Source organism: Pedobacter sp. WC2501 (genome assembly GCF_052682415.1).
Genome location: NZ_JBQZFI010000001.1, coordinates 1,624,683 through 1,648,664 on the forward strand (window position 1 = coordinate 1,624,683; position 23,982 = coordinate 1,648,664).

22 protein-coding genes are annotated in these 23,982 nt (G+C 37.0%); 9 read left to right on the forward strand and 13 right to left on the reverse strand.

Annotated elements, in window-relative coordinates; translation table 11 throughout:
* The first annotated feature begins 321 nt into the window (after positions 1–321).
* Positions 322–1,248 carry a lysophospholipid acyltransferase family protein gene (locus ACUN24_RS07030; RefSeq protein WP_445561841.1) on the forward strand — a complete coding sequence of 309 codons (927 nt, stop codon included), beginning with the start codon at positions 322–324 and terminating at the stop codon, positions 1,246–1,248.
* Positions 1,249–1,337: 89 nt separating this feature from the next.
* Positions 1,338–2,234 carry a lysophospholipid acyltransferase family protein gene (locus tag ACUN24_RS07035; RefSeq protein ID WP_445561842.1) on the forward strand — a complete coding sequence of 299 codons (897 nt, stop codon included), beginning with the start codon at positions 1,338–1,340 and terminating at the stop codon, positions 2,232–2,234.
* A 3-nt stretch (positions 2,235–2,237) separates the two neighbouring features.
* Here ACUN24_RS07035 and ACUN24_RS07040 read toward each other — a convergent pair whose 3' ends face one another.
* The gene (locus tag ACUN24_RS07040) at positions 2,238–3,131 is read right to left on the reverse strand and encodes a hypothetical protein (protein WP_445561843.1); all 894 of its coding nucleotides are present in this window, start codon (positions 3,129–3,131) and stop codon (positions 2,238–2,240) included.
* Positions 3,132–3,227: 96 nt separating this feature from the next.
* Here ACUN24_RS07040 and ACUN24_RS07045 point away from each other — a divergent pair, with 96 nt between their 5' ends.
* The 3 genes from ACUN24_RS07045 to ACUN24_RS07055 all read left to right on the forward strand — a co-directional run bounded on the left by ACUN24_RS07045 (position 3,228) and on the right by ACUN24_RS07055 (position 6,291).
* Complete coding sequence (locus ACUN24_RS07045) at positions 3,228–4,418, forward strand: serine hydrolase domain-containing protein (RefSeq protein WP_445561844.1); 1,191 nt, start codon at positions 3,228–3,230, stop codon at positions 4,416–4,418.
* A gap of 218 nt (positions 4,419–4,636) precedes the next feature.
* A complete protein-coding gene (locus ACUN24_RS07050; protein WP_445561845.1) occupies positions 4,637–5,680 on the forward strand; it encodes a hypothetical protein in 1,044 nt (347 codons plus the stop codon).
* Positions 5,681–5,724: 44 nt separating this feature from the next.
* The gene (locus tag ACUN24_RS07055; protein WP_445561846.1) at positions 5,725–6,291 is read left to right on the forward strand and encodes a thioredoxin family protein; all 567 of its coding nucleotides are present in this window, start codon (positions 5,725–5,727) and stop codon (positions 6,289–6,291) included.
* Positions 6,292–6,503: 212 nt separating this feature from the next.
* Here ACUN24_RS07055 and ACUN24_RS07060 read toward each other — a convergent pair whose 3' ends face one another.
* From ACUN24_RS07060 to ACUN24_RS07075, 4 genes are all read right to left on the reverse strand, one after another.
* Positions 6,504–7,064, reverse strand: a complete 561-nt coding sequence (locus ACUN24_RS07060; protein ID WP_445561847.1) for a type 1 glutamine amidotransferase domain-containing protein — start codon at positions 7,062–7,064, stop codon at positions 6,504–6,506.
* 223 nt (positions 7,065–7,287) lie between these two features.
* Positions 7,288–8,034: a glycosyltransferase family 2 protein gene (locus ACUN24_RS07065; protein WP_445561848.1), complete on the reverse strand. Its 747-nt coding sequence runs from the start codon at positions 8,032–8,034 to the stop codon at positions 7,288–7,290.
* Positions 8,035–8,037: 3 nt separating this feature from the next.
* On the reverse strand, positions 8,038–9,183 hold the full coding sequence (locus ACUN24_RS07070) for a PDDEXK nuclease domain-containing protein (RefSeq protein WP_445561849.1): 1,146 nt from the start codon (positions 9,181–9,183) through the stop codon (positions 8,038–8,040).
* A 122-nt stretch (positions 9,184–9,305) separates the two neighbouring features.
* The gene (locus ACUN24_RS07075) at positions 9,306–10,586 is read right to left on the reverse strand and encodes a glycosyltransferase family 4 protein (protein WP_445561850.1); all 1,281 of its coding nucleotides are present in this window, start codon (positions 10,584–10,586) and stop codon (positions 9,306–9,308) included.
* A 173-nt stretch (positions 10,587–10,759) separates the two neighbouring features.
* Between ACUN24_RS07075 and ACUN24_RS07080 the strand changes: the two genes are divergently transcribed.
* The 3 genes from ACUN24_RS07080 (at position 10,760) to ACUN24_RS07090 (ending at position 16,541) form a co-directional block, all read left to right on the forward strand.
* A complete protein-coding gene (locus ACUN24_RS07080; protein WP_445561851.1) occupies positions 10,760–13,957 on the forward strand; it encodes a S41 family peptidase in 3,198 nt (1,065 codons plus the stop codon).
* Between the two features lie 297 nt (positions 13,958–14,254).
* Positions 14,255–15,004, forward strand: coding sequence for a class I SAM-dependent methyltransferase (locus tag ACUN24_RS07085; protein ID WP_445561852.1), 750 nt, complete (start codon positions 14,255–14,257; stop codon positions 15,002–15,004).
* A 7-nt stretch (positions 15,005–15,011) separates the two neighbouring features.
* Positions 15,012–16,541: a rhomboid family intramembrane serine protease gene (locus ACUN24_RS07090; protein ID WP_445561853.1), complete on the forward strand. Its 1,530-nt coding sequence runs from the start codon at positions 15,012–15,014 to the stop codon at positions 16,539–16,541.
* 5 nt (positions 16,542–16,546) lie between these two features.
* Here ACUN24_RS07090 and ACUN24_RS07095 read toward each other — a convergent pair whose 3' ends face one another.
* Positions 16,547–17,998, reverse strand: a complete 1,452-nt coding sequence (locus ACUN24_RS07095; protein ID WP_445561854.1) for an alpha-L-fucosidase — start codon at positions 17,996–17,998, stop codon at positions 16,547–16,549.
* A gap of 163 nt (positions 17,999–18,161) precedes the next feature.
* On the opposite strand from ACUN24_RS07095, the gene ACUN24_RS07100 reads away from it, so the two are divergent.
* Entirely contained in the window at positions 18,162–18,836 is a 675-nt protein-coding gene (locus ACUN24_RS07100) for a hypothetical protein (RefSeq protein ID WP_445561855.1), read from the forward strand.
* A gap of 70 nt (positions 18,837–18,906) precedes the next feature.
* On the opposite strand, the gene ACUN24_RS07105 is transcribed toward ACUN24_RS07100, so the two are convergent.
* The 7 genes from ACUN24_RS07105 to fumC all read right to left on the reverse strand — a co-directional run bounded on the left by ACUN24_RS07105 (position 18,907) and on the right by fumC (position 23,888).
* Complete coding sequence (locus ACUN24_RS07105) at positions 18,907–19,674, reverse strand: ThuA domain-containing protein (protein WP_445561856.1); 768 nt, start codon at positions 19,672–19,674, stop codon at positions 18,907–18,909.
* 39 nt (positions 19,675–19,713) lie between these two features.
* On the reverse strand, positions 19,714–20,148 hold the full coding sequence (locus tag ACUN24_RS07110; RefSeq protein ID WP_193421142.1) for a low molecular weight protein-tyrosine-phosphatase: 435 nt from the start codon (positions 20,146–20,148) through the stop codon (positions 19,714–19,716).
* 2 nt (positions 20,149–20,150) lie between these two features.
* On the reverse strand, positions 20,151–20,573 hold the full coding sequence (locus ACUN24_RS07115; protein WP_445561857.1) for a hypothetical protein: 423 nt from the start codon (positions 20,571–20,573) through the stop codon (positions 20,151–20,153).
* Between the two features lie 114 nt (positions 20,574–20,687).
* On the reverse strand, positions 20,688–21,494 hold the full coding sequence (locus ACUN24_RS07120) for a S1/P1 nuclease (protein WP_445561858.1): 807 nt from the start codon (positions 21,492–21,494) through the stop codon (positions 20,688–20,690).
* Between the two features lie 2 nt (positions 21,495–21,496).
* Positions 21,497–22,012, reverse strand: coding sequence for a fumarate hydratase (locus ACUN24_RS07125; RefSeq protein WP_445561859.1), 516 nt, complete (start codon positions 22,010–22,012; stop codon positions 21,497–21,499).
* Complete coding sequence (locus tag ACUN24_RS07130; protein ID WP_445561860.1) at positions 22,005–22,367, reverse strand: hypothetical protein; 363 nt, start codon at positions 22,365–22,367, stop codon at positions 22,005–22,007. Before ACUN24_RS07130 ends, ACUN24_RS07125 begins: the two co-directional genes overlap by 8 nt.
* A 123-nt stretch (positions 22,368–22,490) precedes the next feature.
* Positions 22,491–23,888 (reverse strand): class II fumarate hydratase, encoded by a 1,398-nt coding sequence (fumC, locus tag ACUN24_RS07135; RefSeq protein ID WP_445561861.1) that lies wholly within the window; start codon positions 23,886–23,888, stop codon positions 22,491–22,493.
* Positions 23,889–23,982: the final 94 nt, after the last annotated feature.

The following is a 23,982-nucleotide window of genomic DNA, read 5'->3' on the forward strand; positions in this document are numbered from 1 at the left end:
GAAACCTGTGAACAAGCAAGCACACCATAAAAAAACAAAAAATAGTGCTTAAATCGGGGGATACCGCTGCAATAAGTTTTAGAATCATCAGGGCTGTGCTCATAGGTTTGGCTGTCATTAAGTGTATGGCCTTAGGATTTTAATGGGAAGAACAGAACTTGAGGTGCCTAGTTTGTCAATTGATTTTTAATCAGATCTGCCATTTTCTGTCAGCAGTTTTTCATAAAACTTATGGGAATAAAAAACTAACAATCGGATGGCAATTAATTTTGCCCTCTGCTTTAATTTTGTGTCTTTCCAAGCAAACTAATCGTTCCCATCATGATTAATAAAGGGTTATCCAAAATGGGTATATTTTTATTAAATATGCTCTCACTGTTTCCGCTATTTATTTTATATAGATTGGCAGATGTATTTTATGTGTTAATTTTTTATGTTTTTGGCTACCGTAGAAAAGTGGTTAAAGAAAATCTGGTTAATGCTTTTCCAGAGAAAACCACCGCTGAAATTTATGCTATAGAAAAACGGTTCTATAAATTTTTGGCTTCACTTTTTATCGAAGTGATCAAAATGAAAAGCATCTCCAAAAAAGAGCTTAATAAAAGGGTGAAATTTAAAAATACCGATCTGGTAGAAGCCTATCTTAAAAATAACGAAAGTGTAATTTTCTGTTCATCACATTATGGCAATTATGAATGGGTATGCATGGCTATTGGTTTAAACTTTTCCGGCAAACATTACCCAATTTATAAACCGCTGAGTAGTGAAGCTTTTGATAGTTGGTTCCTGAACATGAGAAGTAAATTCGGTAACAATATGGTGTCGATGCGTCAAACTTTGAGGGCTATTCAATCGAGTAAAAATGAGGCGACCATGTTTACTTTTGGAAGTGACCAGGCTCCTTCAAAAGATGAATCAAACTACTGGACCATGTTTTTAAACCAGGAATCGTCGATCCAATTGGGTGTAGAAAAAATTGCTAAAAAAACCAATCGTCCTGTTTTTTACCTAAAGATAAATCATTTAAAAAGGGGCTATTACGAAGTAGACTGTGTTCCGATCTGTTTAAATCCTGATGAAACTGCTGAATTTGAAATCACTGAAATGCATACCCATTTTTTAGAAGATATGATCAAAGAAGCGCCGGCTTATTGGTTGTGGAGCCACCGAAGGTGGAAATATAAACCAGAACAGAAAGTTCAGAAGGTGGTGGCAAGAGATCAGAATGTGATGGATGCCATGGTTTAAGCTATTTTTGCGCCTCTAATTAAAATCTACATTTTTGTGGCATAGTTTTTTGAGTCGCTTTTTAATTTAGCAATTCAATTCGATCTGATATGATTAAAGAGGGGATTTCCCATTTGGGAATATTTTTTTTAGGCGTATTATCTCTGTTTCCACTATCTGTTTTATACATTCTGGCCGATGGAGCTTATCTACTGCTTTATTTTGTTTTCGGCTATCGTCGGAAAGTGGTGAGGGAAAATCTGTTAAATGCCCTTCCTGATAGAACATTACAAGAGATTATTCTTATCGAAAAACGTTTTTACCATTATCTGGCTTCACTGATATTTGAGATCGTAAAAATGAGCAGCATCTCAAAAAAAGAAATAGAAAAGCGTTTCATTTTTAAAAATAAAGCCTGGGTTCAGGCCTATTTAGACCGTGGTGAAAGTGTATTGATCTGTTCGGCACATTATGGTAACTGGGAGTGGGGTACGCTGGGTATAGGGCTCAACTTTCATGCAGATCATTATCCTATTTACAAACCTTTAACCAATCCGGTATTCGATAACTGGTTTAAAAAAGTTAGGAGCAGGTTCGGAAATAAACTCGTTGCTATGCGGCAGACCATGCGTGCATTGCAGGCCAGTAAAGGTAAATCAAGTATCTTTAGTTTTGGGAACGATCAGGCGCCATCGAAAGACGAATCGCATTATTGGACCACTTTTATGCACCAGCCCAGTTCTGTTCAATTGGGGATTGAGAAAATTGCGAAACGTACCGGTCAACCGATATTCTATTTCAAAATAAATGTGCTTAAGCGTGGTTTTTACAGTGTGGATTGTATTCCATTGTGTTTAAATCCAGCAGAAACCGCTCAATTTGAAATTACTGAACTTCATACCCGATTTCTGGAGCAAATGATTAATGAAGAACCCGCTTATTGGTTGTGGAGCCATAAACGATGGAAATATAAGCCAAAAGCGGAACTGATTCTTAGCAAAAATTAAATGTTAAGACAGGCTTAAATGTTTATACCTTGAATGTAAAATAACCTTGTCATTAATAAGAGTCTCCGTACATGCGTCTACCTCTTTGATGTAGTAGGTTTTCATCTTGTGTTTGATAATTTCACGGCCAATATTAGATTTGTAGCATTTATTGTTTCGTATAAACATTATGATTTGACTTTTTAAATTTTCCATCAGTTCTAAATGTATTTGGATAGATTTTCGGATTATCTTGGGAGAAAAATCAACGTGCCCGATACTGAAAGATATTTTTTTACCTATTTTTTTTAAAAGTTGATTGGGGATTCTCAAAACTTTTATTTGTTGGAAAGAATTGTCCCTTTGAATCTCTCCGAAAAATTTATGAAGGTCAGATATTGATATAAAATGGAAGCAATCTTTAAGATCTTCATTTTCATCTCTCTCTATAAATGCGATCCAAACCTGCATTTGTACAGATTTTTGTAATTCTATTAATGCGTTAATTTCTGAAATAAATAAAGCAAAAAAAGCTTCTTTGTTATTAGCACAATTCATTTTCGCTCTACATTTAACATCAAAGAGAATTGTACCAAGGTCTTTAATGTTTAATAAAAAATCTGGGCGTTTCGATTCGGAATGATCTAATAACGTTTTTGATTTTTCTATGCCATTAGGTCCCTGACCAATATATAAGTAAGGTATTTTGTTATCATCTAATAACTTTTTAAATTTAAGTTCCCCTTTAAATCCAATTAATTCGTGCTTAGATAGAAAATTATTTATTTTAGCTGATTTGTATTCTTTAGGTATAATATAGGTTTCCTGGTCTGTTTTGACTTCATTTTTTTTGAATTGAGTAGCGCCTTTATGAATTAAAAGGGAATTTTCATCACAACTATATTTTAGATAGCTCATAGATTTAATTATGACTAAGTATTTTTAATTAAATACAAAATAATAAACAATTTTAATATCTAATTAATTTATTTTGATATCAATTTTAAACTACAAATGAAAACCTTTAAAAAGATACTCTTAATCATGATGTATTCCTTTTTTTTACTACTTTTTGCGCTCCTGATCTGGAAACCATACCTCAGAAGGGTATTAAGATATAGAACGCCCAGCGCCGAAACTTATAAAATTTTTCCACAGGAAGTTTCACATAAAAGTGATTCGGCTTTTCATTTTATCAGACCTGTAAAACAAAGGAATGATCTGGATACACTTCATGTATTAGATGGAAATAACCGATCCATTTCCTTAAAAGACTATTTAAAAAATGGACAGGTCAATGTTTTTATCGTAATTAGGAATGATAGTGTTTTATATGAACGATATGATAAGGGTTATAGCGATAGTACCTTAAAGAGTATATTCTCGGGAGCTAAGAGTATGATTTCTATTGCTATCGGTCAGGCATTGGCAGATCATAGTATTAAAAGCTTAGATGATAAAGTAACACAATACATTCCTGAATTAAAATCGAACCCTGCCTTTGCGCAAATTACTTTAAAAAATCTCCTGGAGATGAAATCGGGACTTGAATTTCAGGATGCGTTGGGTGGGATTGTAAAGGCATTTTTCTCTGATGAAGCCAAATATTATTATACTGATGATATGAAAGCGCAGTTGATGAAAGTTAAACTGGTAAATAAGCCCGGTACGGTTTGGGTCTACAAAAGTATCGATCCAATTTTATTAGGCTGGGTTTTAAAGAAGGCAACGGGTAAATCAGTAGCGCAGTATTTTGAAGCAAATGTGTGGAAACAGATCGGCACTCAATATAATGCTACCTGGGGGCTAGATCAGGTAAACGGTTTAACCAATACTGCCAGCCGGTTTCAGGTAACGGCGATTGATTTCGCTAAAATCGGGCGTTTATATTTGAATGAAGGGAAATATCATGGAAAGCAGGTTGTGCCGGAAGATTGGGTAAATCAATCTGTTAATATTGGTGCTGAAAAACCAGCATCCGCAAAAGGCTGGCAAAAATCAGCTCATCATTACCTTTGGTGGATTCCGCAGGAAGGGAACAAGGGAGATTATGCTGCTGAAGGTATGCTGGGGCAAAGGCTGTATATTGATCCGAAAACGAATACTATTATTGTGCAATTCGCCGATCATGGAGCAGGTAATTATCCTTACCGGAAAATCAGCAGGTATCTGAGTGGATTCCCATTCAGTTATCCGAAGGGTTAATAACCACTGAGAACACCGAGTTTCAAAGAGAAAGATGAGTTAAGCAGACTATTCGTTCGCTACGGACTCAAGAATAGATAATATTTCCTTGTGTTCCGTGCTTTCGTGGCCAATATATTATTTCACATTTAAACATTCTCTGTTTTCTCTTATTTCTTCGTGAACTTTGTGGTAAAAAAATATATACATATTTCCATAAAACAGTACATTGCCTCTGCATGGAAAACAACGATGTAAAAATTTCAAAAAAGAAGCCGATTTTTCCGGTTACACCTGCTTTGCAGAAATATTTGCGTACTTATCAGCGCGAAGCCAAACTGCCCATCGGTTATAACGATCTGATGCAGTTTAACGAGGCTTTCCCTTTAATGGATAAGTTTGGTAAAGATTCGCTCTGGGAAGGGCCGATTTATGCGCAGGATCTAATTGAAAGATTGCACGATGGTTTGAAAGAAATTTATGCAAATCTTAAAGCATCGGGTAACCTGCGTATCGTTGAGCATAAATATATCGATAAAATAGAGTATTGTACTTTTGGAAATACGCATCCTTTCCGTATCCGGATTGTAAACCGTTTAAATGATGTTTATGATTACTTCTACATTAAAAAAGCTGATGCCTCTCGGATTTACGGTTTAGAAATGGAAGAAATCCTTTCACCAAATCAGGTAAATTACCTGGTTGATGGGGATACTTTGGTAGAAGAGCATATTGCCGGGATTCCAGGAGATGTTTTTACAAAAGGACAGTTGTATACTCCAGAGTTTAACCCTACCCGTATTGCAAAAGAGTTTGTAAAGTTTAATGAGCGCTGTTTGATTATGCTTTTAGGCGACATGCGTGCTTATAATTTTGTGGTACAGATTACACCTGATTTTGATGATATCCAATTCCGTATCCGGGCTATAGATTTTGATCAGCAGTTTTACGAAGGCAACCTGAAGGTTTATTTGCCCCAGTTTTTTAAAGAGAATCTGCCTTATGTAAAAATGAGCATGGAGCAATTGACGGAGAAAACGGTACTGCAATACCAACAGGAAGAACGCTCGTCTATTGTACACCGGGTGAGGAGTGAGCGACACAGATTAACTGATCTCCGCGACGTTTCGAACAAAGAAGAACTCACCACGCCGGAAAATATCGCTTTGTTAAAACAGGGCATGAGCGATTATTTTAAGGATACAAATTATCTTCGCTGTAAAACCATGACCGACATTATCGAACTGAATATTAAAAATATCATCAGACAGGTAAAGCTTTAATAAATAATTGGTTAAATTACATCTCAAAATCAAACCTTTATGTTATGAAAAATATAATTCTTTACAGTTTTTTTATTTTATTTATTAGTACTGCTTTTAAACCGGATACACCACCTGCAAGTGCCGATGCGATATTAACCAGCGCAATTGCCAAAGCGAAAAAAGAAAAGAAATATGTTTTTGTATTATTTCATGCTTCCTGGTGTGGCTGGTGCCATAAAATGGATGATAGCATGAACGATCCGGAAATTAAAGCTTATTTTGAGAAAAGTTACGTAATTGAGCATTTAACGGTATTGGAATCGAAAGGAAAAGAAAACCTTGAAAATCCTGGTGCTGCCGAATTGTTGAAGACGTATAAAAGTGATGGTTTCGGCATTCCGGTGTGGTTTATTTTTGATGCCAATGGCAAATTAATTGTTGATTCACATCTCCGTCCCGAGGGTACCGGATTGGAAGTAAAAGGTCAAAATATCATTGGTTGCCCTGCTTCTAAGGAGGAAATAAAGGCCTTTACAGATGCGCTCAAAAAGACGTCTAAATTAAATGATTCAGAATTAGCAAAAATAGCTGAACGCTTCAGAAAAAACGATCCAAAATATAAAGGGTAATTGCCAGATTGTTTAATCCGCACTGACCTTTTTAGTGGTGTTGGATGTTACATCCAACATTGAAAACGGTTCTGTCAGGTAATTCCATTTTATAGAGAATAATGCTCCATCAGATGGTAACATCTGACGGCACAAAAGAACAGGTTAAAATAAAAACGGCTGGCAATTTGCCAACCGTTTTTGAGTGAATCTAGAAAGAGCGTCCAAAATTTTTAGGCGTGTTGCCCTTCATGAACACCTTCGGCAAATTCCTCTACAATTTTATCATTAAAAGCAGGTAAATCTTTAGGTGTACGGCTCGTTACCAAACCCTGATCTACCACAACTTCTTCATCTGACCAGACTGCGCCTGCATTGATTAAATCCTGTGAAATGTTTTTCACTGAAGTCATTTTTCTGCCTTGAACCACATCTGCATTAATTAAAGTCTGAGGTCCGTGGCAAATGGCTGCTACAGGTTTTCCATCAGCAAAGAACGATTTTACAAACGCGATCGCATCTTCGTTAACGCGTAGCTGATCAGGATTGATTACGCCGCCTGGTAAGAGTAATCCGTTATAATCATCAGCATTTGCTTCTGAAATGGTTTTATCAACATCAACTTCTATCGACCAGTGGTCTTGATCCCAGGCTTTTATTTTTCCACTTTTTGAGGAGATAATGTGAACGGTTGCTCCTTCTTCCTTTAACCTTTTAACTGGTTCGGTTAATTCTACTTCTTCAAATCCGCTTTCTGTAAGTACAGCAATAGTGCGGTTACTTAATTGTCCCATAATCTTTAATTTTTAATAGGTTATGTATTAAAGACAGTTGGCGAAAATTATTGTTTTTAGAAATTTGAGATTAAGGGATGCAGTGACTTAGTCCGCTCGTCATGCTGAACTTGTTTCAGCATCTTTTTTTAATGATTATTGACTTCTCCGATAGCTATTTGTTTCGTAAATCAAATTAGATAGATTCTGAAACAGGTTCAGAAAGACGGTTCGAAAAGAAGAGTTAATCATTTGTCTTACGATGCTTAACAAAATACAAAGCCAGGTTACCCGCAATAATAATGTGGTTAAAAATATTGGGAATCAAGCCATAATATTTAGTAAATATTTTAAACCGTTCTTTTAGGCTTTCGCGGTGTTTTTTCTTGCTCATGCCGCCAACCAGGTATTTGGCTACATAACGGTGAACATTAACAATGTTTGAAGCTTTTTTCGCTGCTTTAATAATCCAGTCTATATCGGAACTGTATTTATAGGTTAAATCGTAAGTAGTAATAATGCTGCGGCGGATATAAATGGCCTGGTGACTGATGTTCATGCCATATTTAAAGCTAGTCCAATCAAATTCTTCGGGTGCTTCGTGCCTTCTACGGCCTAAATTTTCCCAGTTATCATTGTACATTTCCGTTTCTCCATAGTAAATATCGGCACCTGGAGTAGAGGCAAAAACATCTTCTACTGTTTGTTCGTCATAAATCTCATCACCTGAGTTCATGAATAATACATAATCGCCTGTTGCCAGGGACAAACCTTTGTTCATCGCATCATAAATGCCCTTATCGGGTTCTGATACGATTTTCGAAATCTGATCTTTGTAACGCTCAATAACCTGCAAAGTGCCGTCAGTTGATGCGCCGTCTATTACTATATATTCAATTTTTTTATAAGTCTGTTTAAGGATCGATTGAATGGTACGTTCGATATCGCGAACGTTATTATATACAATGGTGATGATTGTTAATTTGGACATGGGTTAATCCATTAATTTTTTAAAGGTTTCAGCATCTGGGATTAAACCTTTAAATGCTTTAGGTAATGTTGCACTGGTTTTGTAGGTAGAAACACCCATTGCTTTGTTAAAATCGCGGAATGAAAATTCTACAATTTTGTTTTTCTTTTCTTTGCAAAGTATGATGCCGATTGATGGCTGCTCGTGTGGCTGTTTAACATATTCATCAAGAGCAGATAAATAGAAATTCATTTTGCCCAAATACTCAGGTTTGAATTTTCCGGTTTTTAGTTCGAAAACAACCAAACATTGTAAACGTCGGTTAAAAAACAAAAGGTCTAAAAAATATTCCTCGTCTTCAACAATTAACCTATATTGATTGCTAATAAAGGCAAAATCGGTTCCTAACGACATTAAAAACTTTTTAATATTCTGTACTATTCCACTTTCCAAAACCCGTTCATCTTGCTCGTCAGTATCTTCTATATTAATAAAATCTAACAGGTATTCATCTTTGAAAGATTGTAGCGCTTTGTTCCTTATCTCCTCGTTAGAAATCGTTTTTAAAAAATTATTTGGTAAACTACCCGAATTGCTAAAAGATTTGTTTTTAAGTTGATGTTTTAAGGTAGCTAAGCTCCAGAATTCTGTAGCTGTTTTCTGGATGTAGTATATCTTTTCCTCTAAAGTTTCAGTAGCCTGGATGAGCTCTACATGATGTGAAAAGCTTAGTTTAAAAAAATGATTTTCAATTTGGCCCAACAGTGTTGGTCTAATTTTAACCATCTCATTATCAGTATTTTGTATTTGGTCCAACAGTGTTGGTCTAAATTCAATTTCTTCAATATCAATGATGGATAATTGTCCCTTTGCCGATGGCTTGGTGAGAAAATATTCTTCCCAAGATTCAAAAAAGAACCTCATTCTTTTTATGCCTGTAGCTGAGAATCCCCGTAAACCTGGTAGTTCGGCCTGTAAATCTGTAGAGAGGTTATCAATAACCTTTGCTCCCCATTTCTCTTTCTTTGTCTTTTCCGAAATAAATTTACCAACCGTAAAATATAACAACAAAAGTTCTTTATTTACTGAAGTAGCGGCTTTATACCGGCTCAATAGAATAGCCGATTTTAATGCCTTAATACTTTCAGAATAATTTGCGATGCTTTCCATTAAACAGTTTCAGTCGCTATAAATTTAATAAAGATTGACCAAATTTTTATTCGTAGAAAAGAAAATAAGATTTTGCCAACCGAATTGTAAATAGAACCGTAAAATTTTATTAAGATATTGAGTTATTTTGGCTGTAAATCAATCAATGTTTCGTAAAGATGGATATGCTCTGCAGCAATTACTTCCTCCGAGAAATCGGTTAAAATACTTAACCTTGCTGCTTTTTGGATATCTTCTTTATTTGGACGGTGATACAGCCATTCGATACCGTTTGCCAGATCTTCGGCATTTTGATACTCGGCCAGGTAGCCATTCTGCATGTGTTTCACCATATCCGGAATCCCACCGGTGGTAAAAGCAACAACAGGTGTAGCGCAGGCCAAGCTTTCCATTACGGTATTGGGTAAATTATCTTCAAGGGAAGGTGTAATAAAAGCATCGGCGGCAGAATAACACTTCGCTAAATGATCGTCTTTATTAATAGTGCCTAAAAAGGTAGTTTTGAAAGGGAATTCTGGCATTTCTGCATTTTCCTTGTTTCCGAAAATAACAAGTTCAATATTTTCTTTTTGTATTCCGGCCCTGCGCGAAAGGATTTCTAAAGCTTCGATCAAATAAGGCGTTCCTTTATGTTTGTCGTTTTTTGAGGGCATAAAACCACTCATCAAAACAAACTTATCAGGATTGATTTTTAAAATTTTCTTCGCCTCTGATTTCACATAAGGTTTGAAAATTTTAGTTTCTATAGTATTAGGGATAACGGTTGCTTTTCTAGTACCCAATAAACTGCTAAACTTTACTGATGCAGCCATCCATTTACTCGGTGCCACAATATGAAAATTTAATTCAGTATAAGCTTTTTGTTTACGTAGCCAGGTTTTGTGCGAAATATCGTTTTTGCCACTGATTTTCAGAATCGGGCAATTACCACACTGGTGATGAAAGTTTTCGCAGCCATAACGCACATGGCATCCGCCCGTAAAAGCATTGCTATCATGAAAAGTCCACACAATCGGTTTTTCCAGTTCATCAAGCTGGGCTAAAAATTTAGGATTAAGAAAACCGTGGTTTACCCAATGTAAATGGATAATATCGGCATTTTTAACATCAGGGTGGTTTATAACCGAACGGCCAAACCATTGCAGGCTAAAGGGCGTTTTTACCGATTTGCTGAGCCATTTTGCGAAATATCTTTCCGATAGGATGTTATAAACGGCCTTGGCTTTTTGAAAGGGTGAATTGCTGAAAGTATCTATTTTGGGATTCTGACCAAATTTATAGTAAACCAATACTTTTGAATCGATTCCACTCGCCTTTAGGGCGTCACTTAAGCGCAAACAAGCACGTCCTGCTCCGCCATTTCCGTCATAGGTATTTAGGTGTACTACTTTCAAATCGATCAAAAATACATTTTATTGTTTACGAATATAAAATCTGTTGCGTAATTTCATCCTAATATTTTTTATTGCTTTTTAATTGTAGGATGGAACCTTTGATATTTAATTAATCATACCTGAATTTAATGGTTACTTTAAACAAGCCGGGTTAATCCATCCAAAGCCAAACAAAATAAATCATGATCAAATCCCTTTTAAAATCGCTAACAGCATTAGCTTTTTTGTGGCCTATTCATTCTTTTGCACAAGGCCAAACCTACTTTGCAGCATACCCTGCTTTAACGCCAGATGCGCAAACAATAGTATTCAGTTACGACGGAGACATTTGGAAAGTTCCGGTAAAAGGAGGTGTTGCATCGCGGATTACCGCCATGCAGGGGGAAGAAATTAACCCGAAAATATCTCCTGATGGGAAATGGATGGCTTTTTCATCTAATCAGTTTGGTAATTATGATGTGTATGTTATGCCTTTAACAGGTGGTGATATTAAACAGTTAACTTTTAACGATGCCAGTGATGAAGTAGACAACTGGAGCTGGGATTCGAAAACAATTTATTTCACTTCTGGTCGCTATAATTCTTTTTCAAGCTATAAAGTAAGTGTAAGCGGTGGTACGGCTGTACGCTTATTCGACAATTATTTCAATACCACGCACCACATTGCCGAATCGCCAACGGGAGAGCTTTTTTTTAACGATACCTGGGAGAGCTACCGTTTCACCAATCGTAAACATTATAAAGGGGCTTATAATCCAGATATTCAGTCATATAATCCGAAAACAAAAAAATACAAACGTTATACGGATTACATTGGGAAAGATTTCTGGACGAGTGTTGATCAAAAAGGCAATATCTTTTTTGTATCGGATGAGGGAAATGATGAATACAACCTATATACTTTCATTAATGGAAAGAAAACAGGTCTAACCAATTTTGATACCTCTATTAAACGTCCATTTGTTTCTGATAATGGAACTACAGTTGTGTTCGAAAAGGACTATCAGTTATACACCTATGATGTGGCCTCAAAAAAGACAGAAAAAGTAAATATCAGCACTTCGCGCAATCAAGTGTTAAGTAAAGAACAAGAGTACGATGTCCGCGGGAATATCTCAGCATTTGACGTATCTACCGATGGGAAAAAAATGGCTTTTATTTCGCGAGGTGAGGTGTTTGTGAGTGATGCCGATGGAAAGTTTATTCGCAAAATTACCAATAGCGGCGAACGTGCTCTTGAATGTAAATGGCTGGCCGATAACAAAACGATTTTATTCAGCCAAACGGCCAATGGTTATCAGAACTGGTTTACCATTACCGGTGATGGCAAAGGATCTGTAAAACAGCTTACCAAAGACAAGGCAAACGTACGCGACATCACTTTAAACAAAACCAAAACCATGGCCGTGTATCTAAGTGGTAGAAATGAGCTCAAACTGATGGATCTTAAAACTTTCGACGCAAAGACATTGGTCACCGACGAGTTTTGGGCTTTCCAGAACGCCGCACCGAGTTTTTCGCCTAATGATGAATACGTACTTTTTACCGTTTACCGTAATTTTGAGCAGGATATTATGGTGCATAATATTAAAGGTAATAAAACCATTAACTTAACTAATACCGGTGTTACAGAAACCGGGCCGGCGTGGTCGCCGGATGGCAAGTATATTTTCTTTACCAGTGCCCGTACCAAACCTTCTTATCCAACGGGGATGCAGAATGCGCATATTTACCGCATGGCCTTAAACAATTACGATGAGCCTTACCGTTCTGATAAATTCGACGATCTGTTTAAAGAAAGCAAACCAGCACCAACAGATGTTAAGCCTGCAGCACCTGAAAATAAAAATGATAAAAAAGCAAAATCCGATACAGCTAAAAAGAAAACCGAAGTTAAACCTACACCTAAGCCAGCCAATGTAATTACCATTAATACTCAAGATATCCTTGATAGAATAGAATTGGTTGGTCCTTCATTTGGCGGCCAGTACGGAACAGATGCTTACGCCAAGGGCGATAAAACCTATGTCTTTTATTCCTCTAACCATGAAGGTGGTTCACCTGGCCTTTATCGTACCACCATTGAGCCTTTTGAAACCAATAAAACTGAAAAAGTTGCCGATGGGGGTGATTACTCCATTATTTCGGCAGGGGATAAATTTTTCGTTTTATCAAGAGGGACAATCAACAAATATAGCTTAGAAGGAAATAAACTTGATCGGGTAGACCACGGTTATAAATTTACCAGAAACCTAAATGCTGAATTTAACCAGATGTTTTACGAAACCTGGGTAGGTTTAGATGAAAATTTTTACGACGAAAAATTTCATGGCATAGATTGGGATAAAATGAGGACACGTTATGCCGCTTATTTGCCCTATGTAAATAACCGGAGTGATTTGAGAATTTTATTGAATGATATGCTTGGCGAGCTGAATTCTTCGCACATGGGTTTTAATAGTGCAGGTGCAGAGGAACGTAAAAGCCTTAATTACATTACCAATGAAACAGGGATTATTTTCGATAACGAAAACCCTTTAAAAGTAGAACGTATTGCCGCTAAAAGTAATGCAGCCCGTACCGGAACAAATATTTTATCAGGGGATATTTTAACAGAAGTGAATGGCGTTAAGGTAGACGAAAAAATAGACCGCGATTATTATTTCAGTAAGCCATCATTGGATCGGGAAATGACGTTAACATTTAAACGCAATGGAAAAGATGTTTATGTAAATGTGCATCCTGAAAGTTCTGGCACTTTGCGCGGAAATCTTTATGACGAGTGGATTAGCCAAAATCATAAGAATGTAGACAAATGGAGCAATAACCGGATTGCCTATTCTTATATGAAAAACATGAGCGGTGGCGAGCTGGAAACTTTCCTTTTGGATATGGTTGCACAAGAAGAAAATAAAGAGGCCATCATCCTTGATCTCCGTTACAATACTGGTGGAAACGTGCATGATGATGTGCTGAAATTCCTTTCTCAGCGCCCTTATTTACAATGGAAATATCGCGGTGGTAAAATGGCTCCACAAAGTAATTTTGGGCCGGCAGCGAAGCCTATTGTGCTGCTTATTAACGAGCAATCTTTAAGTGATGCTGAAATGACGGCGGCAGGTTTTAAGCAATTAAAACTGGGCAAAATTATCGGTACAGAAACTTATCGATGGATTATTTTTACATCTGCTAAAGGTTTGGTTGATGGTTCCTCTTACCGTTTGCCATCATGGGGTTGTTATACTATGGATGGCAAGAACATTGAAAAAGAAGGTGTAAAGCCCGATATTTTTGTGAAAAACACTTTCGAAGACCGTCTCGCCGATAAAGATCCTCAACTCGAAAAAGCAGTAGCGGAGATTTTGAAGGATTTGAAATAGGTTAATCGGGCATGGTGCAGGAAGATTGTTTTATTGCTGGATTGTTATATTGTAACTGTTCTGGTGCGAAATGATTGTCGTATTACGGATTGTTATATGTTGATTGCCGATCATAAACAATTTTCGTTTTCTAGCTAGTTGCCGAACAATCTAGCATTTAACAATCAAGCAATGAGAAAAGATCGTTGTTTTTAATACTCGTTTAAATTAGCAATAAAACAATTTAATAATCCAGCAATCGAAACCTTTCAACTTTAACATACTTTCCGTTTCTTTGGGGTTGGAATTATTTAATACATGGCAAATTTATTAACCGACAGGGCTTTTTGGGTAAATTATTGGGAAAGTAAAAAAGGACTTGCGGTTCAGTTACCTTCAAACTATTTATTTCATGCACAACTGGCAGATGTGATTCAGAAAGACAATGTTAAAACTGCTATTGAACTGGGCGGTTTCCCGGGTTATTATGCTGTGTTTCTGAAAAAGTACTTCAAGCTTGATGTTACCCTTTTAGATTACTTTGTTCACCCACCCGTTGTTAATGAACTTTTAGCAAAAAACGGTTTAACCGAAAAGGATATTCACGTTATCGAAACCGACCTGTTTAATTATACGCCTGAGAAACAGTATGATCTTGTACTAAGCTGCGGCTTAATCGAACATTTTAATGATACTGCCGACATTATTAATCGCCACATAGCTTTTGTAAAACCTGGTGGCACTTTATTTATCACGCTGCCAAATTTTAAGGCGGTTAACGGTTGGTTCCAAAAGAATTTCGATAAGGAAAATTACGATAAACACAATATCAATAGCATGGATCCGGCTTTGTTGAAATCGATCTGTGAGCAAGCCGGACTTAAAGAAGTAAAATCGGGTTATTTTGGCCGTTTTAGTGTATGGCTGGAAAATGAAAGCCAAAAATCAGCTGGCGTTCGTTTGTTTAAAAAAGCAGTTTGGCTAACCGGAAAAATATTTACAAAGATTATCCCATTCGAAAGCAAAAATCTATCACCTTATATTATCTTAGTAGCGAAAAAAATCTAAATGCGCTATGTTAATCAGTTGGGGTTACTCGCCTAAAATTGAAAAATTTATTCCTTTGGCCGATTTTCCGGCAGACAAATATTTAATTATAGCCAGGCAGGCTATTGAAAATTTAGGCTGGAGCCTTAGTCATGTTTCTGAGAGCGGGCTAATTGCATACACGCCCATATCTTTTCAATCGTATAGTGAAGAAGTATCTATCCGTATCCATGGAAATTTCGCTGTAGTAAAGAGTGAGTGTGTAGGTATCCAGATGCTTTTTAACGATTATGGCAAGAATGACTTAAACCTCGAAAAATTTTTTCATGAGTTCGAATATGTTGAGTTCCATCTCAAAAATGTTTGGGAAGACAGTTTGTCTAAATTCCATCAGCTTATTGCAACTCAGGATGATCAGTATTTTGAGAAAGCACCTTTAGCAACCAAAAACAAGATCAAAAATGTACTATTTCTGTTTTTTCCTCAAAAAGGCTATACTGTAACGCCGATTATTGTTCTTCTCAATACCTTATATTTCCTTGCAATTATCTTTTTTTCAGTTGTGTTTATTGCTCATCTTTCGTTAAAAACCGGAAATGCATCCCAAGATGATTATATTGAAGAAATAAAACAGTTATCGCTAAACTTTGGTGTTAATCAACGAAATCTGGTTCTTGACGGTCAATATTGGCGCTTAATTACCTATCAATTTATACATGGATCGGTTTCGCACTTATTTTTTAATATGTATGCCCTGGTTTATCTGGGTTTAATGATCGAAAATAAACTGGGCTGGAAAAAATACCTCTTCATTTATTTAATGAGTGGAGTTTGTGGCGGTTTAGTGAGTTTGATTTTTCACCAGGAAGGGGTGATGATGGGTGCCTCAGGGGCAATTATGGGCTTATACGGGGCTTTTATTGCTTTATTGATTAATAAATCTTTTGAGCGCAGGGCAACCCAGGCTTTATTGGCAAGTACGCTTATTGTATCATTATTGGTGCTTATAAATGGCGCATTTGGTAAAAGAGTAGATAATGCAGCACACATTGGTGGCTTTGTTTCAGGCTTTATTTTTACCTATTTGCTTAACTACAAATGGGACAAAACATTCGAAGTTAAAACCTGGGCAAGATATGCGGTATCAGTACTTTTATTTTTAATGTTTTTTAGCGGAGTGCTTCATTTTAGTCCAAAGTATGGAACAGAGGAATACCGCAAATTAAAAGATACTTTTAACGGGAATCTGGGTTCTCTGAACGGTATTATGAATTTAAAAATCTCTTTGCCTAAAGATGTTAAGCTCGCTTCTATCAAAGAAGACGGTATCATCCCCATGGAGCGGAATCTGGCTGTGATTAAGCAAATGCAGGCCTTAAATTTAAAGCCTGAAGATGCTAAAGAACGCGCTGAAAAAATAAAACTGAGTAAGGCATCACACCGGGCTGTACTGTTAATGTATAGAGACATTAAAGCCGATAGTACTTATCGCTACAGCAAAGAAACTTCTACTGCGTTGGCTAAAGTATTCGAAATCCTGTATAAAGTAAAAGAATAACTTGTTTACCCAGCTTTTTTATACAGTCCGATTTCACTTAGTGTAATACAAACCGGCGATTTGGTGATGTTTATTTTTAATTTATTAGTTGTAACAGGATGCGCTAATTTAACTAAACGTTTCGCACCAATGCTCGTGCCATTGTAAACATTTTTCCAGGTATTATTTTCAAATATTTCAATAGCATACGCCTCTATGCGCTGACCCAAAGGAATGTACTCTTGCAGGCTGATGATATCAAAGGTTTTAGCAGCTTTCAAATCCAATTCTAAACTTGCCTGATGGATATCGTCCTGCGTGGCCCAGTAGCTCGCTTTTTTACCATCAAGCAGCTTGGCAACATCATACTTTTTGCCTCTGCAATTGCTCGCTTTAATCGATGCATTTTTCGCCAGGTTATTCTCGAAAGTATGTTTAACCATGTCGCCAAAAGTTTTCAAAGCAGTTACATCATCATCATGAAGTTGTCCACGGGTATCTGGTGCTAAACCCAGATCTAAACCTGCCCCACGGCCAACACTTTTTAAATACAGATCGAATAACGTTTCCGGGGTTTTTGGCTTTTCATTAGCATGATAAAACCACCCTTTCCTTAAAGGAACATCGCATTCTGCCGGCATCCAGAATTTGCCATTTCTAATTCCTTCGGGGCTTTGCGGATAATTTGCCTGTCCGGGTACTGCTACACTTTTGCCATCCGGTGCCATCGGAGTGAAGGTTGCCCAGGAAGTTGGTGCAGCATGTCCATCTTCATTGCCCACCCAGCGGATATCTAAACCAATATCGCTAAAAATATTTGCCATGGGCTGCATTTTGCGCGTAATAGCCCAGGTGTTGTTCCAATCATAATAGGTGGTATTGTCTATAGAACGTTTTTCTTTTGCTCCACCATAATAGCCATCACCACCGTTAGCACCATCGTGCCAGCTCATAAAAAGTTCCCCAAAATTGCTGTAAAGCTCTTTTAACTGTGCCTGATAGATGGGCAGGTATTTATCTGTCCCATAGCTTGCATTATTTCTGTCCCATGGCGAGCAATAAACCCCAAACTTTAAACCGTTTTTACGTACTGCCTGTTCTACTTCTTTAACTAAATTTCCTTTTCCCTCTCTGAATGGGCTTTTACTAATATTGTATTCTGTAGTTTTAGTTGGCCATAAGGCAAAGCCATCATGGTGTTTGGCAACTAAAATAATTCCTTTCAATCCACCTGCTTTAGCGGCTTTAATAATCTGGTCGGCATTAAAATCTGTCGGGTTAAATGTTTTAGGGTCAGCATCACCGTAGCCCCATTCTTTATTTTCGAAAGTAGTTGGTGTAAAATGGATTAAGCCATAAACTTCGATATCATGCCAGGCCAATTGCCTTTTTGAAGGTAATGCATCATAAGGTTGAGGCGGTGTTTGGGCGTAAATAGCAGTTGAAAGGAGTAAAAAAAGGATAAATAATGGTTTCATAATTATATAGCTTAGATAAAACTAAAGTACAAATAATTAACCTTGGTAAGGTAAGCGTTATCCCATATTTAACCTCTTGAAAATGTATGTGCAAGATTATTTTTACATCTTGATCGTTACATAGATCCATGAAACATTTAATTTCTCCTTACGTTATTTATTTATGAACGCTTTTACCCAGAATCCTCCTGATGGAGGTACAGTATATACAGAAACCAATCTGAACCAGTTATTTCCAGAGCCTTTTAATACCATAACAAGTTGCTTTTTCCTGGCTATAGCGGTGTATTGGACGATTAAACTTTGGGGTAATTTTAAACAACACACGTTTTTAAGTATTGCATTAGTGTTGCTTTATATTGGGGGGATTGGCGGTACCACTTATCACGGCTTAAGGCGCTGGCCAATCTTTATCATGATGGATTGGATGCCGATTATGCTTTTATGCCTTTCAGCAGGTGTCTACTTTCTTTCCAAACTAACCAAATGGTATTTTGCCGTTTTAATTGTAGCGGTTTATGCTTTCTTTCAGTTTTATGTGCGGCGACTCTTTAGCAATGGCGATTTTCAGATTTTTATCAATATTAATTATGCTTTTATGGCCGCGCTGGTTTTATTTCCGGTGTTTGGGTACTTAATTAAAACAGACTGGAAAAATGGCAAATGGGTAGGATTTGCCCTAATTGCTTTCATATTTGCTTTAACTTTCCGAATTGCAGATAAATGGGATATATTGAGTATCGGCACGCATTTTTTATGGCATACTTTCGGGGCTGTGGCTTCTTTCTGTATGCTGAATTATATTTATTTGGTTAACCAGAAAAAGAATAAGTCTTAAAATATCGTTTTATTATTATAAAGATAGATTAGGCTTGCTGGTTAATTGTTTCAGCAAGCCTAATCTAATTTTAGAATTTCGAATGGGCTTTACTGTAATCTAATTTCTTTTGCCCGCCTATTGCGTATTCAATACCTCCCCATAAATGGTTCTGAAATTTATCATCAGCCCAGCCTTCTTTAGTATGGCCCATACAGGTGTAGAAAGCTCTTCCACCATCAAAATTGTGGTACCAGCTAAAAGGATGGAAATCGCCGTTTTTACCACCAGTATACGATTTCTCGTCTAAATTAATCAGCACTTTAATATCTGGGTTGATATCTTTAAAATTATACAACTCATCTTTTCTCATCCATATCGAATCGGAAAGGAATTTGGTTGATGGGTGTTTTTTATCTTTAATGATAAATCTGGCTTCCTGAACAGCGGGGTGACTTATAAAATAAGCGCCAACCAATTTACCATACCAAGGCCAATCGTACTCTGTATCCGTTGCTGCATGGATACCCACATAGCCTCCACCAGCCTGGATATATCTTTCGAAAGCAACCTGTTGTTTATTGTCCAATACATCGCCTGTGGTATTTAAGAAAATAACAGTTGCATATTTTTTAAGGTTATCTTCTGTAAAAACATCGGCATTTTCGGTAGTATCCACTTCAAAATGATGTTCGGTGCCTAATTTTTGGATTACTTCTTTTCCGGTTTCGATGGAGTTGTGCCTAAAGCCTTTGGTTTTGGAGAAAACTAAAACTTTTGCCGATTTTTTTGCTACGGTATAGCTTTGGAATAAAATTACTGTTGCAACTAATAAACATATGGACAGGTACTTTTTCATTTTTTTAACTTGGTTAGTGATGGATAATGTGCCTTAAATTTAAGAAAGTTGTTTGATAATTTCCCTACATCTTTCTTCAACCTGCTTGCAAACAGGGCTAAACAGCGCATTATCCCAATATGGGTCTGTAACTTCGCCGTTATCAAGGAAAAGTTTAACCTTTTTTCGTTCCTCATCGGTTTTAGCGAGACTTTGTACGTCAGCTAAATTATTCCGGTCCATAACAAAAATAAGATCATACCTGATAAACATTAAGTGGTTAAATTGTTGCGCCCGTTGTTTGCTGATATCGTAACCCAATGCCCTGGCAGCAGAAATACTTCTATGGTCAGGTGCTTTGCCAATATGCCAATTGCCTGTTCCTGCCGAAGCGATTTCCCAATTTAAGTTTTGTTCATCTGCCAGATGTCGCATAATGCCTTCAGCCAATGGCGAACGGCAGATGTTACCGAGGCAAACCATTAAAATTTTCAATGTTATCTGGATTTATATACATAAACAAATGTATAAATAATTCCTGCTTGTAGTGGGGTAGAAGTGGTTTGGGTAAGTTTATCTCCACTTAATATTAATGGCGATTGTGGCGCAGAAGATAAAAAAATCTGATCACCATCTCTTTTCCAGGTTTTTATGCTAGTATCAGATAACAGATCGCAAAGTGCTCCATTTGAACTCCAAACGTAAGTTCCTTCCGATGAAAAAGAGATCATGGAATTACTTACACAACTGCTTGGACCCATCAGTTCCATATAGTTGGTACTCGTTTTTTGGCCAATGGTCATTGCTGGGCTAACCGTAATCGATTCGATGTGCCAGTCTTTTTTTGTTAATGTTTTGTCGAGATCTTTTTTGCAGCCGAACGCTAAACAAACAGTTAAAATAAGTAGTAATTTTTTCATGGTTTATAATTGGTTTTGTCTAATTAAACGGATTTTATAGTTGATATGCTACACTGGCAAAAAAAATGCCCCAAGCCTGGTAGCATTGGGGCATCTGATATTTAACAGAAAGGCTTATCCGTAGATATCGTTTAACATTTTTGCTAAACGCACACCACCTTTTAGTAACTGCTCATTAAGGGTATCAACCCATTCAAAGTTGTAACGGTAGCTTAATTTAGCATCTGGTTTTGTATTTGCGTAAATTTTTTTGCAAATACCATACGATTCATAAATACAATCTCTAAGACTTGTATTTTGCCAGTTGCTTAACTGAATAGCCGATGGGTGATTAATTGCCTTAGCATATTCTGTATAACTTAACTGTTGATATTCGATAAGCTGTTCATCCCAAACCCTGTGGATATTGGATTTTTCATTGAACCACAATACCGAAATTCGGTTACCGCCCAAATCATCTTTACGGGCAACATGCATAGGCTGGCATAAATCTCCTGCCAGGTGAACCAACATGCGCAAAGCCAGTTTTTTTTCAGTTGCCGAGCTGCTTGTTTTCTTTAGTATAGCAATTAGGTCAGGAATTTTGTTGTAAAGGTTAGGCGATTTTTCAGTTTCTAAAAAGTTGTAAACGCCATCTTTGTTCAGTCCTGCCGGAAGATTAACAAAATGCCAGTTGTACATATAGTTATAAGTAGAATCTGATTTAATGAAATCGCCCCAATTGGCGCTCATGGCCAAAGTTTCATAACCTAAAATACTTTGAATAGCCTTCCGTGTTTTCGCCTTTAAATAACTATCGGCAATTTCGCCAACAACACGATGGCCGATGGTACCCCATGCATTTGCCCGAATAGGTAAATAGGCTAAAAACCCCACTGCTAAAGCAAGGATTAATTTTTGTTTAATTGATGTTAAAATCATTTTTATAATTCTTTTGGTATGCAGGTAATTTTTTCTTTAAGTGTTAGTTTAATTTCACGCTGATCGCTCAAACTTTCTAAAGTTAAGGTATCTGCAGATTTTTTGTTGATGAGGAAGTTTTTTTCGTAGCGACCGATGCGGTAACATCCTGATATTTTTTGTTTATAATTAGCGTGTGTAAAGGTTGCGCCTATAAATAACGTATCACCTTTAACCACATAAACACCTTTGGCATATTCTTTCCAAATGCCATTGTTATAACAAGAATCCTCGTAAAAATTTACTTTGCTATGGGTAACCATATCAATATAAACAGAATCGCAGGTGAACTTGAAATGGTGTTGTGTGTAATTGCTTAATTTATTACTAAAAGCGACTGAATCTTCATTCCAAACACCTTGCATAAACTCTTCGCCTTTGCCCTGTACATTAGGCCGCGGGCTACAAGCTATATGTAATATGGATAATGTAAAAAGGAAAATATAACAAAGCCTTAATCCTAATTGCGGTTTAATCATGGTTATAATCGGTGCTTTTAGGGAATTGATTGTGGATTACTGGCTGTTTTTTAACGGTATTGATAACCAGAATTAAAAGACCTGCTGCAAAACAAAGGCTGGCAATAAAACTGATAATGCCTACAATAGAATAGTATTTTGAAACTTCTGTATAAGCTAAGTTTTGCCCGGCCATTAGCAACGGCATTAAAAAAGCATAAAATATAGTAATGAGCAGACCAATACCCGATCCAATGGTCATTAAAATGGCTTCAACTGAAGATTTTTTCGTTAAAAAAAAACAGCAGGTTCCAAATACAACGCAAGGTGAAATGATGGATGTCAAGCTTAAAAGGTTAGAAAGTACTGAGTTCATATTACCTGTGTTTTTAATTAACCGTATTGTAAAGTTGGAACGTCATGCTGAACTCGTTTCAGCATCTTGAGTACTGAAAAGATCCTGAAATAAATTCAGGATGACGACCGTTATGTAATTAACTTATTTCAAACTTCCAACCATGTCTTCCGGGCGCACCCACTCATCAAACTGTTCGTTGGTCAACAAGCCCAACTCTACAGCGGCTGCTTTTAAAGTTTTATTTTCTTTATGTGCTTTCTTCGCAATTTTAGCTGCATTTTCGTAACCTACATGTGGATTTAAAGCCGTAACCAACATCAAAGAATTTTGTAAATGTTTCTCTATTTCTGGCAAATTAGCGGTAATTCCTTCTGCACATTTATCAGTAAAAGAAACGCAGGCATCGCCAATTAAGCGGGCCGACTGTAATACATTGGCTGCAATTAAAGGTTTAAATACATTAAGTTCGAAGTGGCCACTCATACCACCTACTGATACGGCAACATCGTTACCGATTACCTGTGCACAAACCATTGTTAAAGCTTCTGGTTGTGTAGGGTTAACTTTACCAGGCATAATTGAAGATCCCGGTTCGTTATCAGGAATTACAATTTCGCCAATACCACAACGAGGGCCAGAACTTAGCATTCTCACATCATTAGCTACCTTCATTAAAGCAACCGCAGTACGTTTTAATGCACCAGAAAGTTCTACCATAGCATCGTGTGCAGCCAGCGCCTCAAATTTATTCGGAGCCGTAACAAAGGGTAAACCAGTTAAATCTGCAATTTTTTTAGCCACTAAAACATCGTATCCTTTTGGCGTATTTAAGCCTGTACCAACAGCAGTTCCGCCCAAAGCCAGCTCAGCAACCATAACCAAAGCATTTTTAATTGCCCGGATGCTGTTATCAATCTGTTGTACATAACCAGAAAATTCCTGCCCTAAAGTAAGTGGGGTCGCATCCATAAAGTGTGTGCGGCCGGTTTTAACAATCGTACTGAATTCGTCAACTTTTTTGGCTAGAGTATTTCTTAATTTCTCTAAACCTGGAATGGTATTTTCTACTGTAAGTTTATAGGCTGCAATGTGCATTGCAGTTGGGTAAGTATCGTTTGATGATTGTGATTTATTTACATCATCATTAGGGTGAAGTACTTTTTTATCGTCAGCTAATGAACCACCGTTTATTACGTGAGCACGGTTTGCAATCACCTCATTGCCATTCATGTTACTTTGAGTACCCGAACCCGTTTGCCAGATTACCAATGGAAACTGATCATCTAACTGGCCTGCAATAATTTCATCACAAGCTTTAGCAATCAAGTCTGCTTTTTCTGCGGATAATACACCAAGTTCTGTATTGGCAAGCGCAGCTGCTTTTTTCAGGTATCCAAAAGCATGGATAATCTCTTTTGGCATCGAACCTTCCGGGCCGATTTTGAAGTTATTGCGTGAGCGTTCGGTTTGTGCACCCCAGTATTTGTCGGCAGGTACCTGCACCTCGCCCATGGTATCGTGTTCTATTCTGAAACTCATTATATTTTTGATTTTTGTTGTCGCAAATTTAGGTTTTTTGCCTTTTAAAGCGTTGTATTTATGTAAGATATTTGGTAGATAACAAAGAATATAG